Genomic DNA, 12,922 nt, shown 5'->3' with positions numbered 1-12,922 from the left:
AAGCCGCTCAGTCGCGCGTCACGCGCAGCACTTCTTCCAGCGAGGTCGTGCCGTCTCTCACCAAGCGGTCACCGTCCTCGCGCATCGAGCGCAGGCCAGCGTTGCGGGCCGCAGCCGTCAGCTCGCTCTCGGCGGCGCGGTTGTGGATCAGCGACTGCACCTGTTCGTTCGCCACCATCAGCTCGTAGACGCCCGTGCGGCCCTTGTAGCCGGTCATGCTGCAGACCGTGCAGCCCACGGGGTGGTAGCGCCCCTCGCCATCCTGGCGACGGCAGGCCGGGCAGAGCTTGCGCACCAGGCGCTGGGCCAGCACGCCCAGGAGGCTGGAGCTGAGCAGGAAGGGCTCGACGCCCATGTCGGTCAGTCGCGTGACGGCACTGGGCGCATCGTTCGTGTGCAGCGTGGCCAGCACCAGGTGGCCGGTCAAGGAAGCCTGGATCGCGATCTGCGCGGTTTCGAAATCGCGGATTTCGCCAATCATGATCACGTCCGGATCCTGGCGCAGGATGGCGCGCAGCGCTTTCGCGAACGTCAGGTCGATCTTGCTGTTGACCTGGGTCTGGCCGATGCCGGGCAGCTCGTATTCGATCGGATCTTCGACCGTCAGCACATTGGTCGTTCCCGTGTCCACGGTCTGCAGCGCGGCATAGAGCGTGGTGGTCTTGCCGCTGCCGGTCGGGCCGGTGACGAGCACGATGCCGTGCGGCTGCTGACACAGGCGCTTGAATTCGCTGAGCACATGGCCGTCCATGCCCAGGCCTTCGAGCGAGAACTTGGATTCGCTCTTGTCGAGCAGACGCAAGACGGCGCGTTCGCCGTGGGCCGAGGGCAGCGTCGAAACTCGCACGTCAATCGCGCGGCCGCCGATGCGCAGCGAGATACGGCCGTCCTGCGGCAGGCGCTTCTCGGCGATGTCGAGCTCGGCCATGATCTTCAGGCGCGAGATCAGCGCCGCATGCAGTCCGCGGTTGGGCTGCACCACTTCACGCAGGCTGCCGTCAACGCGGAAGCGCACCGCTGAGGCGCGCTCATAGGGCTCGATGTGGATGTCGCTGGCGCCGTCCTTCGCGGCCTGCGTCAGCAGTGCGTTGAGCATGCGGATGATGGGCGCGTCGTTCGCAGCTTCCAGCAGGTCTTCCACCGCGGGCAGGTCCTGCATCATGCGGGAGAGGTCCACCGCGCTTTCGACTTCCCCGACCACAGCCGCTGCACTCGACTCGCTGCCCGCGTAGGCGCTGTTGATGCGCTCGGCCAGCTCGCCGGCCTCCTGCTGCTCGAAGCGGTCCACCGCATAGACGCGCTGCAGCTCTGACAGGGTGGACAGCGCCACGTCCGGTGGCGCCCACAGCACCAGCTCGGCGTCTATGTCCTCCAGCAGCACGGTCTTGGCCCGTGCGTAGGCATAGGGCAGGGGATGACGGCCGGCCATGGCTTCAGTTCTTCTTTGCGGGTGCGGATGCGCCGGACGCAGGCGCCGGCGGCAGGGCGGGCAGCAGGGGCGCGCCGGTATCGGGCAGCACCATGCGGCTCGGGTCGGGCTGCGCGTTCTGCTGCAAGGCGCGGATGGTGTCGTAGCGGTCCAGGGTCAGCTGGTCGGCCGAGCGCTGGTCGCGGATGATGATGGGGCGCAGGAAGACCATCAGGTTGGTCTTCACACGCTTGCGGCTTTCGCTCTTGAACAGATTGCCGATCAGCGGAATGCTGGCCAGGCCGGGCACGCGGTCGTCGCCGTCGCTGTACTCGTCCTTCATCAGGCCGCCCAGCACGATGATGGAGCCGTCGTCCACCGCCACGGTGGTCTCGATCGAGCTCTTGTCGGTCGAGGGGCCGTTGACGCTGCTGGCCGTGGCCGGGTCGACCGAGGAGTTCTCCTGGTAGACGGTCATGCGGATCGTGCCGCTCTCACCGATCTGGCTGCGGATGCGCAGCGTCAGGCCGACGTCCTTGCGGTCCACCGTCTGGAAGGGATTGACCGAGCCGCCGGTGCCCGAGCCGGTGTTGGTGAAGGAGCCAGTCACGAAGGGCACGTTGCGGCCGATGACGATCTTGGCCTCTTCGTTGTCCAGCGCCACCAGGTTGGGCGTCGACAGCACGTTGGCGCCGGCCTGGCCTTCCAGGAAGTTGGCGAGCGCGCCGAGCGTGTAGAAGTTGCCGATCTGCTTGAGCACGCCGATGTTGAAACCGGCCGGGATACCGCCCGCGGCTAGCGCCGTGGCTGCGCCGGTGCGCCCCTGGGCCGCAGCGCCGGAGAGGTTGAGGATGTTGCCGTTGCCGGAGCCGAAGTTGGTGCCCAGGCCCGAGATCGTCGAGTCACCCTTGTTGCCGAAAATGCTTTGCCACTGCACGCCGAACTGGCCGGCCTTGGTCACGTCGACCTTGACGATCATCGATTCGACATAGACCTGGGCACGGCGCACGTCGAGCTGGTCGATCACAGCGCGCAACTGGCGGTACATCGGCTCGGGCGCGGTGATGATCAGCGCATTGTTCGAAGGGTCGGCCTGGATGAAGCCGCCGGTGGAGGGCTGGGCCAGCGCGGAAACCGGTGTGGTGGAGGCGGCCGATGCGCCGCTGTTGCCGCCCAGGCCACCGACATTGGTCTGCGGGCTGCTGCTCAGGGGCTGCGAGCTCTGACCGATGCTGCCAGCACCGCCAGCGGCGTTGTTGCCGCCGGTGCCGAGCGCCGCATAGGAGGCGCGCAACACGGTGGCCAGGCGCACGGCGTCGGCGTTCTTCAGATAGACCACGTGGATGTTGCCGGCGGCGTTCGCATCGCCCGGCTGGTCGAGCTTTTCGATCATGGCCTTGGCGGCCACCAGGCGGGCCGCGCTGCTGGCCCGCAGGATCAGCGAATTGCTGCGTGGGTCGGACAACACGCTCAGGTTGGCGTTGCCGCCGCTGGCGCCGGCCACAGCCGGCGCCGCCACGCTGCCGCCTTCGCCAAGCTTCTGCACCAGCGCGGCAACATCGGACGCAATCGCGTGCTTCAGCGGCACCACCTCGATGCCACTGCTGCTGCTGGTGTCCATGGCCGCAATGATCTTGCCCATGCGCTGCAGGTTGTCTGCATAGTCGGTGATCAGGAGGCTGTTGTTGCCCGGGTTGGCGTTGATCATGTTATTGGGACTGATCAGCGGCCGCAGCAGGGGCACCAAGTTGTTGGCGTTCTCGTGCTGCAACATGAACATCCGGGTCTCGACCTGATCGCCGCGCGGACGGCCTTCGCCGCTGATGGTGACCGCGCTGGTCTGGACCTTGGCGTCCGCTTCGGGCACCAGCTTGTAAAGGCCGCCGCTTTCCACCACCGTGAAGCCGAGGCCGCGCAGCGCGGCCAGGTAGTTCAGATAGGCCTCGCCCACCGGCAGCGGCTGCTCGCTGTAGACCGTGATCGTGCCCTTGACGCGCGGGTCGATGACGAACTGGCGGCCCATCATCACGCCGATGGCGCGCGTCACCGCCTCGATGTCGGCATTGACGAAGTTCAGCGTCACCGGCGTGGCGGCCTTGACCGCCGCGCCTTTCTTCGGCGCCGGTTTGGCCGGCGCTTGCGCGGCGAGGTTCTGGGCCAGCGGCTGGGCCAGGGACGGCACGGTCAGGGTGACGGCCAACAGCGCCGGCAGCAGCTTCAGTTTGCTGTTGAGTTTCATGCTCATCCGATCGAAATGACGGAACGCGCGCCTTGGCGGCGACCGATGATGTTCAGGAGGTTGTTCAGCGCCGCTTCGCGGCCGGGCGCGGCCGTGGCTTCGGCATGAAAGCTGGCCTTGCCGCTGCCGAGCGTGCCCTGGCCGTTCAGCAGCAGAGCGCCATCCATGGTGCTGAGCAGCAGCTTTGAGATGCCGGGCTGTTCGCTGGAAAGGCTGAGCTTGTAGCTGCCCAGCGGCGCCAGTGTCGAAATGCGCGAGCTCAGGTTGACCAGGTCCAGCTCGAGCCGGCCGCTCTGCAACCAGCGGCCTTGCAGGCGCTCCAGCTTGAAGTCTTGTGCGCTCAAGCGCACCGTGCCGCCCAACTGCAGGGTGTTCCAGGGCGTGCCCAGGCCACCGAGCCAGGCGGCCGGGAATCGCGCCAGCCACTCGCCGGGCTTGCCGTTGGGCAGGCTGATGCTCATCCGGTTCCAGCCCGGTTGCACCAGCATCTGCAGCTCGCCATTGAGGCAGCATTCCTGGCGGGCGCGCAGGGCCAGTCCGAGGCCCTTGAAGCCCAGGGTCCAGTCGATGCGGCCGGGCAGGGCCGTGGCGTCGCGGCTGCCGCGGCCGCCGGTCAGCACCAGCACGCCGGACCCGGACCAGATGCTGCCGCGCGTATCGGTGAGCAGTAGATGCCCTTCGCTGGCATCGGCCAGCCAGCCGGCCATCCAGCTGGCCGGTGCAAACAGCAGCAGCGCCAGCAGGGCGCCCACCAGGGCGCCGGCAATGGCCCAGCGGCGCGGCTGGCCCTGGGCCGGCGCGCTGCTGGCCGTCTTGTTCATCCTCATGGGTTCACCCCGCCGAGCGCCAGCACGATGCTGCCCGTGAAGCCCTTGTTGCTGCGCTGCAATTGGGCCTCGACGGGGCGGGCACGGGCCGCGCTGCGAACCTCGGCCATCCAGGCCTGCAAGGCCTCGGGCGTGACGCCATTCAGGCTCAAGGTGGCGCGCTCGCCGGTGATGCTCAATCGGGCATTGCCGCCCAGGTGATCGCTGGCGGCTTGCAGCGCGGCCAGGGCTTGCGCGGCCGGCACGGGCGGCAGGGCGCGCAATTCGCGCGCCTCCAGTGCCAGGGCCCGCATTTCCTGCAGCTGGGCCTCCAGCTGGGTGCGCTTGGCCGGTGCCTGGTTGAGGGTGCGCAGGGCCGGCGCCAGCAAGAGCCACCAGCCGATGAACAGGGCCAGCGCAGCCAGCCCGAGTTGGGCGGTCCATCGCTCGCGCGGCGCCATGACTTGCCATTGCGCACGCGCCGGCTCGGTCAGCTCACGCCAGCGCCGGGCCAGGCCGCTCGTCTGCTTCACTTGGGTCATGTCGCTCATGGTTGCTTGCGCTCGCTCGGTTTGGCACGGCGCAAGGTCATGCGGCCATCGCTCACCTCCAGCTGCCAGCCTTCGCTTTGCAGCTGCTGGCGGAAATTCGCAATCTGCGCCTCGCCCCATCCCTGGGCAGACAGCGTCAGCTTGCCGGTCTCAAAAGACAGGGCATCGACCGGGCTGCGATCAGGCGGCCATGCTGTGGCGGCGGCTGACAGCAGCGCTTCCAGGTCCTGCACGCCGGCACGGCCGGCCTGGGCGCGCAGGGTCTCGGTTTCACGCTGCATCTGCAATGGCGCATCGAGCACCGCGCGTACCTGCGGATGCGTGCTCCTGAGGACGCCATCCACCGCGTTGCGCAATTGATCGAGCTCGCGATTCTGCTGCCAGGCCCAGAGGTTCAGCCCCAGCAACTGCACGGCGACCAGGCCGGCCAGGCCCCAGCGCACCGGCGCCCAGCTCTTGTGCATCACGCCGCGATAGAGCTGGCGCACGGCACGCAGGCCGCGCGTGCGAGGTGCGAGTTCGAACTGGCGCAGGTTCCAGCTGCCCTCCAGGGCCTGCAGCGCACGCTGCGCACGGCTTTGCATCGGCACCGGGCTGCCCAGCCAATGCTCGGCCGCCTCGACGGCTTCGGCCGTGGCGCTCCAGCTGGCGTTCTGCACGAGTTCGCTTGTGAAACGGGCGCGGCCCCAGCTGCCGCTCAGGCTCAGGCTGCTGACGCCATCAGTGTCGGCCCAGAGCAGCTCGAAGCGACCTTCATCGGCGAGCTGCTGGAAATGCCCGCGCGGCTGACCGGGCCAGCTGAGCGGCGCGACGCGGTCCACGAAAAGGTGGGCTGCATCCAGCGCCGCCAGATGCTCGGCCAGCCAGGCGCGGGGGCAGACCGCCACCCAGGCCTGCTCACCGCCGCTCGCCTGTGCATCAAGCGCGAAAAGCAGGTGCTCCGGGTCGTCCAGCAGCTCTTCTTCCATCAGGCCGGCCAGCGCGGCGGGCAGCCGGGCCCGGCTGACCTTGGGCAGTTGAACCCGGTGCCAGGCCAGATCGCTGTCGGCGGGTACGAGCACGATCTGTTCCGCGCGCGGCAGCGCAGCCAGGGCGAGCCGACCTTCAGCACTCACCTGCCGGCCATTGGCACTGAGCACATAGGCGTACTCGCGACCTGTCACCTGGGCCTGCGGATCGGCTGGCGCTGCGGGCATTGCCTGGCCCTGGGCGCGCAGGCGGTCGCGGGGGGGCAGGAACAGGATCAGGGTCGACATGGGGCGCCCATTCTAGGAGGGGAGTTCATGGGAGCGACTCAGGCTATGCCCCCGGTTCATTGGCTGGCGGCCTCAAGCACGAGATTGACGCGATCGCGGCTCAGCACCAGCATGTCCAGGCCGCGGCGCTGGACCAGGGAGCGCTCTTCCAGCACCCGCTCGTCCAGCCGCAGCCGGCCGGTGACGATGAAGAAGTCAGAGTTGACAGAGGCGCGCTCGGCAGACACGTCGACTGTGGCGGGCAGCAATTTCTTCGCATCGTCCAGCGTGCGCAGCGGCTGCGCCTGGCGGACCTGCACGATGCGCTCGGCGCTGGCGAGATCCATGCCCTCGAACAACGCGGCAATCACCTCGCGCGGCGCCGTGTTCAGGTTGACCTTGCTGGGGCCAGGCAGCAGCGTGACGAAGGGGCGCAGGCGCTTGAGCGTGTCTGCAGTCAGGCCCAGCCAGGCGAGTTGCTCGAAGTTTGCCGGCTGCACCGGTGCGTCGGCCGCGCCGGCCTCGGCCTTGGCGGCGAAGGCGGCGCGCAGTTGCTCGCTCAGCGTGGTGGCCGTGCCCGATGGGCAGCCCGCCAGCTCGCACAGGCGCGCCAGTGTGCGCAATTCGGCCGGCAAGGCGGTCGCGGCAGCTGCCACCAGGTTGCGCAGGTTGTAGCGGGCCTGCGCGTCGCTGAGCGTGCCGGACAGGAATGCCTCGGGGCCATCGTCGACTGTTGGGTCCTGCTCGGCTGCCAGGAAGGTGGACAGGCGAGCCTCGGCCAGCGGCACGGCCCAGACCTCGCCGAGATGGTCGATGGCCTGCCCCTGCTGATTGGCGCGAGCGTCTTCACGCAGGATCAGCCTTGCCCAGTCCAGCGCGCCCTGCAGTATCCAGGCCGACTGCGCGCGCGCGCGCTCGGCTGCCTCGATATGCATGGCCCGGTACTGCCGCCAGGCCATGGCGGCGGCCATCGTCGCGATCAGGCTGACGATGATCATGGCGGTCAGCAGCGCTGCGCCCGATTGAGCTGGACGCTTCATTGCGCTTGTGGCCCCAGCAGCACCTGGCGCGTGATCGGCCCGCCGTAGCCGACATCGGGCGCGAAACTGAGCACGATGCGGATGCCGGTGGGCAACTGCTTTCGCCGCGTGCCGTCGCTGCCACTGGGCGCCGATGCCGGCGGACCGGGCGGGGCAGGGCTGGCATCCTTCAGGTCGTCATCGGATTGCGCATTGCTCCAGGCATTGCCGCGGTAGAAATACACCTGCCATTGCTGCAGGCCCGGCAGTACCTTCACGGTGTTCGCGCTGGCCTGCAGCTGGCTGCGGATATAGGCGTCGCTCAGGGCGGCCTGCGTGCTTGCCGGCGCCGAAGCCCAGCGTTGCCATTCGCCGGTGGCCGACAGGCTCCAGGCCACCACCTGCAGGCCCTGCTCGGTGCTGCGGGTCAGGCGCAGCGTGGCGCCGTCGAAGCTGAGCGCCGGCACGAGCTGGCTGTCCTGCAGCATCCGCAGGTCCTGTTCCCATTGCGCCAGCACCGTTTGCACCCGGGAGATCTGGTCCAGCTTGGCCTGGCTGATCTCGCGGCTGCGCAGCACGGCGTCGATGCCGCGCCAGGCCATGCCGGCCATCACGGCCATGATGGCCAGGGCGACCAGGACCTCGATCAGCGTGAAGCCTCGCAGCGGCCGCGTGTGCTTCGTCATCAGTAGCGGCCCAAGATGGTCGAGAGGCCGAGCAGGGGCGTGCCCTCGGCAGTGCGCAGCAGCGCCTCGACGCGACGGAAGTTCGGGTTGGGCGTGGGCCGGACCACCAGGCGGCCCAGGTAGTTGCGCCCCAGTTGCTGGCATTCGAACTCGATGTCGCCGACGCTCGGGAACTGCTTGGACAGACGCAGTTCCGTCAACTGGTTTTCGGCGCACCACTGGGCCGAGCTGACCTCGAGCAGGCGCTCGGCATTGCTGCTCAGCGCGCTGGCGGCCTTGATGCCGGCGCCCAGCGCAATTGCGACGATGGCCAGCGCCACCAGCACCTCGATCAAGGTGAATCCGCGCGGTGCAGCCTTCACTTGGCTTGCTCCTCGCGCACAAGCGCGAAAGGCGCCATGCCGTCGGTGCTGAGCAGCACCTCATGCTGGCCCTGGCGCAAGCGAAGGCGTTGCGGTCCGATGAAGGGTTCGGGCCCGAGCAGCAGGGCGCGGCCGCCGATGACCTCTACATCCACACCCTGTCCCAGCCAGCGCGTGGGCAGCGCGATGCGGGGCGGCAGGCCCTGGAATCGGAAGTTGTCGCCACTGTCGTTGCGCACCGGTGCCCAGCTCACGCTCAGGGCGCTCACTCGCGCCTCGGCACGCCCGGCTTCCAGCAGTGCAGCCAGGCGCTCGGCCTCACGTTCCAGCTGCGCGGCATCGGCGTCGGGCAGGGCCAGCGAAATGGCGGCAGACGCAATGGCGATCAGCGCCACGACGACCATCAACTCGATCAGCGTAAAGCCGCCGCTGAGCCGGCTGCGCCGAGGCTTATTGCCAGGAGCCGATGTCGGCATCGTTGCCTTCGCCACCGGCCTTTTGATCAGCGCCCAAGCTGTAGACGTCGATGTCCCCCTTGATGCCGGGGTTGGCGTACTGGTACGGCGTGCCCCAGGGGTCGGTGGGCAGCTTCTCGAGATAGGACTTCCAGTTGCCTGGAATGGTGCCGGTGGTCGGCTTGCGGATCAGCGCTTCCAGGCCCTGCTCGCCAGAGGGGTAGCGGTTGTTGTCAAGCTTGTACAGCTTGAGCGCCTGCATGATGTTGTTGATGTCGGAGCGGGCGGCCAGCACCTTGGCTTCGCCGGCTCGGTCGATCACCGACTTGGTGACCATGGCCGCCATCAGGCCGATGATCAGCATCACCACCATGATCTCGATCAGCGTAAAGCCCAGGCTGCGGGTACGGCGGTTGCTGCGGGTACTGCTGCGTAGGGACGGGGTGCTGTGCATGGCGGAATTGGCCGGATGGCTGTGAAGCGCTGAATCATAATCGGCCCTCATGACCGCTCGTGTATCCGCCTTTTTCGTCTGGGGCCTGCTGGCCTGCTGCATCTGCTACTGGCTGCTGCAGCTGGGTGCACGCCCGCTCGCCACGCCGGCGCAGGCCCTGGCGGTGACTGACCAAGGCCCGCTGCGCAGCGATCTCACCCGTCTTTTCGGCGTGACGCCGGTTGACGCCGCGCCGGAAGCGGCGCCGGCGCAGAGCCGTTTCGAATTGATTGGCGTCGCGGCACCGAAAAGCGAGGCCGCGCGCGCTGCCGGCGAAGGCGTTGCCCTGATCTCGGTGGACGGCCAGCCGCGCACGGTGCGCGTGGGCGCGCCGGTGGAGGGCGGGCTCTATCTGCTGTCGGTCAGCGCCAATGGCGCTGTCCTCGGCGGTGAAGGCCAGGCCTCCCTGACACTGCAGATCGTGCCGCGTGCCGCGCCGGCCACGGGCCAGTTGATGCCCGCAGCGCCTTCCAACACGGTACTCGGCGGTACGCCGCAGCAGTTGCAGCAACAGCAAGTTGTCGATCCGCAGGCGCCGCCGCTTCAGCAGCCGCCCATGCACCAGCAAGGGCAGGCGCAACAGCAGCCGCAGCGGCCGCCGCTGCAGATCCCGACCCAGGTGATGCGCTCGCCCACGGAGCGCTGAGGCCTGCCCAGGCGGGCTGGCTGTTCAGCCCGCCGCGGCCGGGGCAGCAGCGGCCATTTGGCCGGGCTCGACGTCGTTGAGGTCGGTCAGCAGCGCAGCCGCACTGCGTATGAGCGGCCAGGCCAGCGAAGCGCCAGTGCCATCGGCGCCTTCCATGCCCAGCTCCAGCAGCGCAGAAGCGTGGAACAGGGCGAGGGCTTCATCCAGGCCGCGGTGCGAATTGCTGCGGCAGAACACGGCGTAGTCGGTCACCGGCGGCGCAATCGCCGAGGCGATCTTGAGTGCGGCGCAGGCGGCTAGGCCGTCCACGATGATCAGATGCCTCTTGCTGGCCGCAACCAGCATCGCGCCCACCATCACGGCCGTCTCGAAGCCGCCATAGGCCGCCAGCACTTCCATGGGATCGTTCACGTCGCGATGCCTGGCCTGCGCCGTTTGCAGAATCGTCTGCAGGCGGGTCAGCACGTCCTGGCGCATGTCCGGGCCGGAGATGATGAAGTCGCGCACCGGGGAGTCGGAGAGATTGGCCAGCACCAACGCAGCACTCTCTTCCGAACCCTGGCCCATGCCGGCGCAGGCCAGCACGTTGCCGCTCATGGTGTCGGAAATCTCCATGCCCACTCGCACGCCGGCTTGCGCATGCTCGAGCGACATTGCCTGGCCCACGCGGCTGTTGCGAGTGCCGTGCGCAATCTTGCGGGCCAGCAAGCGCGGATGGGGCTGCAGTTCTTCGGCGACGCCGCAATCGACGACGCTGAAAGCCAGGCCGTGCAGGCGCGCGAAAACCGACACCGGCAGCCGGTTCTGCAGGCCCAGCATCACGCTGTCGCGCGTGCTGCGGCTGCCCGGTTCGCCAATGCCATCGACGACGATGCCGTGGTCGGCGGCGAACAGCGCCAGCACCGGATCTCGGAAACGAGGTGTCAGGCTGTTCTGCACCAGGCCCAGTCGGACGGCCAGCGGCTCCAGCTCGCCCAGCGCGCCAGCGATGGCACTGCGCCGGTCGATCCGCTCCCGCAGCGAGCGTTCGAGCTCGGCATTGGCGGTCGGTGTGATCAGGGATTGCTGGTCGGACATGATGTGCAGAGTGTCGCTCGTCGCGGACGTGACGTGAGCGATTTTGGTGCAGGGGGCAAGACCTGGAACATCGGCACTTGCCCTTTGGCTTGGATTGACCTGGCTGGCCTGCTCAGGCCGGCCGAAAGGCCACCGCTCAGCGCAGGAAGAGCTGGTAGACCGGATTCTGGGTCTCGTCCACGCAGGGGTAGGCCAGCGTGGCCAGGAACTCCTTGAACGCTGCATTGTCACCGCGCGGCACCTGGATGCCGACCAGGATGCGGCCGTAGTCGGCGCCCTGGTTGCGATAGTGGAACAGGCTGATGTTCCAGCCCGGGTGCATGCTGGAGAGGAAGCGCATCAAGGCGCCAGGCCGCTCGGGGAAGATGAAACGGTAGAGGCGCTCATTGGCCGCCAGCTCGCTGCGCCCGCCCACCATGTGCCGCACATGCTGCTTGGCCAACTCGTTGTCGGTCAGGTCCACCGTACCAAAGCCGTTCTTCTCGAACAGCTTCACCAGCTTCAACGATTCCTCGCGCTTTGCCGTGGAGACGCCGACGAAGACATGGGCTTCGCTCTTGTCCGAGATGCGGTAGTTGAACTCGGTCACGCTGCGCGGGCCGAGCAGCTCGCAGAAGCGCTTGAAGCTGCCGCGCTCCTCGGGAATGGTGACCGCGAACAAGGCCTCGCGCTGCTCGCCCACTTCGGCGCGCTCGGCGACGAAGCGCAGGCGGTCGAAGTTCATGTTGGCGCCGCAGGTGATGGCCACAAAGGTCTTGCCCTTGCTGCCGGTGGCTGCCACGTACTGCTTGATGGCGGCCACGCCCAGCGCGCCGGCCGGCTCGAGGATGCTGCGGGTGTCCTCGAACACGTCCTTGATGGCGGCGCAGACGGCATCGGTATCGACGACGACAAAATCATCCACCAGCTCGCGCGTGATGCGGAAGGTCTCCTCGCCCACCAGCTTGACGGCCGTGCCATCGGAGAACAGGCCCACATCGGTGAGCGTCACGCGCTTGCCAGCCTTGACCGAACGCACCATGGCGTCGGAATCGGTGGTCTGCACGCCGATCACCTGGATCTCAGGGCGCAGGGCCTTGATGTAGGCGGCAATGCCGGAGATCAGGCCGCCGCCACCGATGGCAACGAAGACCGCGTCGATGGGGCCGGCGTGCTGGCGCAGGAGCTCCATCGCGATCGTGCCCTGGCCGGCGATCACGTCCGGATCGTCGAAGGGGTGGACGAAGGTCAGGCTCTGCTCGCGTTCCAGTTCCAGCGCGCGGCCGTAGGCATCGGTAAAGCTGTCGCCGTGCAGGACCACTTCACCGCCGAGTGCCTGTACCGCGTCGATCTTGACCTTGGGCGTGGTGACCGGCATCACGATGACGGCCCTGCAGCCGAGCTTCTTCGCCGACAGCGCCACGCCTTGTGCGTGATTGCCGGCTGAAGCGCAGATGACACCCTTGGCGAGTTGCTCGGCCGAGAGATGCGCCATCTTGTTGTAGGCGCCGCGCAGCTTGAAGCTGAACACCGGCTGCTCGTCCTCGCGCTTCAGGAAGACCTTGTTGGCCAGGCGCTTGGAGAGATTGCGGGCCGGTGTCAGCGAGGTTTCCACCGCAACGTCGTAGACCCGCGCGTTCAGAATTCGCTGCAGATAGCCATCCTCGGCGGGCGCCAGGGCCGGCTGGATGGCCGAGGCGGGCGTGGATGACTTCTTGCGGCGAACGGGGCCTGGCATCGGGCGTCTCCTGCGTGTCTGTTGCGGCGCAGCATCATAAGCTGGCGTTCAGCTTCGCCCTCGGGCATGTGACAAGTGACGCTTGCCGCGGCGAGATGGGCAAGGGGATAAAAAAAGCCCGAAGCTTCGCAGCTTCGGGCTGAATCCACCTGAGGCGGTGGAGGAGACAATCGGTGCGAGAACCCTTGACCGACGCGGGCCGTGCCGCTGCGTCAGAGATTTCATACG

13 protein-coding genes are annotated in these 12,922 nt (G+C 67.8%); 1 reads left to right on the top strand and 12 read right to left on the bottom strand.

Going from position 1 to position 12,922, the window contains the following annotated elements:
• Nucleotides 1–7: 7 nt before the first annotated feature.
• From gspE to gspG, 10 genes are read right to left on the bottom strand one after another with little or no spacing between them, the layout of a single operon-like run.
• Nucleotides 8–1,429 carry a type II secretion system ATPase GspE gene (gene gspE / locus V3596_RS12655; protein WP_334278114.1) on the bottom strand — a complete coding sequence of 474 codons (1,422 nt, stop codon included), beginning with the start codon at nucleotides 1,427–1,429 and terminating at the stop codon, nucleotides 8–10.
• A gap of 4 nt (nucleotides 1,430–1,433) precedes the next feature.
• A complete protein-coding gene (gspD, locus tag V3596_RS12650; protein WP_334278113.1) occupies nucleotides 1,434–3,647 on the bottom strand; it encodes a type II secretion system secretin GspD in 2,214 nt (737 codons plus the stop codon).
• 2 nt (nucleotides 3,648–3,649) lie between these two features.
• Nucleotides 3,650–4,474 (bottom strand): type II secretion system protein N, encoded by an 825-nt coding sequence (gene gspN, locus V3596_RS12645; protein WP_334278112.1) that lies wholly within the window; start codon nucleotides 4,472–4,474, stop codon nucleotides 3,650–3,652.
• Nucleotides 4,471–5,004, bottom strand: a complete 534-nt coding sequence (gspM, locus tag V3596_RS12640; RefSeq protein WP_334278111.1) for a type II secretion system protein GspM — start codon at nucleotides 5,002–5,004, stop codon at nucleotides 4,471–4,473. Before gspM ends, gspN begins: the two co-directional genes overlap by 4 nt.
• Nucleotides 5,001–6,260: a type II secretion system protein GspL gene (gene gspL / locus V3596_RS12635; RefSeq protein WP_334278110.1), complete on the bottom strand. Its 1,260-nt coding sequence runs from the start codon at nucleotides 6,258–6,260 to the stop codon at nucleotides 5,001–5,003. The genes gspM and gspL overlap by 4 nt, the downstream gene beginning before the upstream one ends.
• Before the next feature lie 56 nt (nucleotides 6,261–6,316).
• Nucleotides 6,317–7,279: a type II secretion system minor pseudopilin GspK gene (gene gspK / locus V3596_RS12630; protein ID WP_334278109.1), complete on the bottom strand. Its 963-nt coding sequence runs from the start codon at nucleotides 7,277–7,279 to the stop codon at nucleotides 6,317–6,319.
• Nucleotides 7,276–7,944, bottom strand: a complete 669-nt coding sequence (locus V3596_RS12625; protein WP_334278108.1) for a PulJ/GspJ family protein — start codon at nucleotides 7,942–7,944, stop codon at nucleotides 7,276–7,278. Before V3596_RS12625 ends, gspK begins: the two co-directional genes overlap by 4 nt.
• Complete coding sequence (gspI, locus tag V3596_RS12620) at nucleotides 7,944–8,306, bottom strand: type II secretion system minor pseudopilin GspI (RefSeq protein ID WP_334278107.1); 363 nt, start codon at nucleotides 8,304–8,306, stop codon at nucleotides 7,944–7,946. Before gspI ends, V3596_RS12625 begins: the two co-directional genes overlap by 1 nt.
• Nucleotides 8,303–8,782 (bottom strand): prepilin-type N-terminal cleavage/methylation domain-containing protein, encoded by a 480-nt coding sequence (locus V3596_RS12615; protein WP_334278105.1) that lies wholly within the window; start codon nucleotides 8,780–8,782, stop codon nucleotides 8,303–8,305. The genes gspI and V3596_RS12615 overlap by 4 nt, the downstream gene beginning before the upstream one ends.
• Complete coding sequence (gene gspG, locus V3596_RS12610) at nucleotides 8,757–9,215, bottom strand: type II secretion system major pseudopilin GspG (RefSeq protein WP_334278104.1); 459 nt, start codon at nucleotides 9,213–9,215, stop codon at nucleotides 8,757–8,759. Before gspG ends, V3596_RS12615 begins: the two co-directional genes overlap by 26 nt.
• A gap of 49 nt (nucleotides 9,216–9,264) precedes the next feature.
• Between gspG and V3596_RS12605 the strand changes: the two genes are divergently transcribed.
• The gene (locus tag V3596_RS12605; RefSeq protein ID WP_334278103.1) at nucleotides 9,265–9,900 is read left to right on the top strand and encodes a hypothetical protein; all 636 of its coding nucleotides are present in this window, start codon (nucleotides 9,265–9,267) and stop codon (nucleotides 9,898–9,900) included.
• A 24-nt stretch (nucleotides 9,901–9,924) separates the two neighbouring features.
• On the opposite strand, the gene V3596_RS12600 is transcribed toward V3596_RS12605, so the two are convergent.
• Together V3596_RS12600 and ilvA are read right to left on the bottom strand one after the other, a co-directional pair.
• Nucleotides 9,925–10,977, bottom strand: a complete 1,053-nt coding sequence (locus tag V3596_RS12600; RefSeq protein WP_334278102.1) for a nicotinate-nucleotide--dimethylbenzimidazole phosphoribosyltransferase — start codon at nucleotides 10,975–10,977, stop codon at nucleotides 9,925–9,927.
• 136 nt (nucleotides 10,978–11,113) lie between these two features.
• Nucleotides 11,114–12,694 (bottom strand): threonine ammonia-lyase, biosynthetic, encoded by a 1,581-nt coding sequence (ilvA, locus tag V3596_RS12595; RefSeq protein ID WP_334278101.1) that lies wholly within the window; start codon nucleotides 12,692–12,694, stop codon nucleotides 11,114–11,116.
• Between the last annotated feature and the right edge of the window lie 228 nt (nucleotides 12,695–12,922).

It is taken from the genome of Roseateles microcysteis (genome assembly GCF_036880965.1).
Lineage (GTDB): Bacteria > Pseudomonadota > Gammaproteobacteria > Burkholderiales > Burkholderiaceae_C > JAUASW01.
Note: the sequence above shows the minus strand (reverse complement) of the source record. Positions and strands in the feature narration are given on the sequence as shown.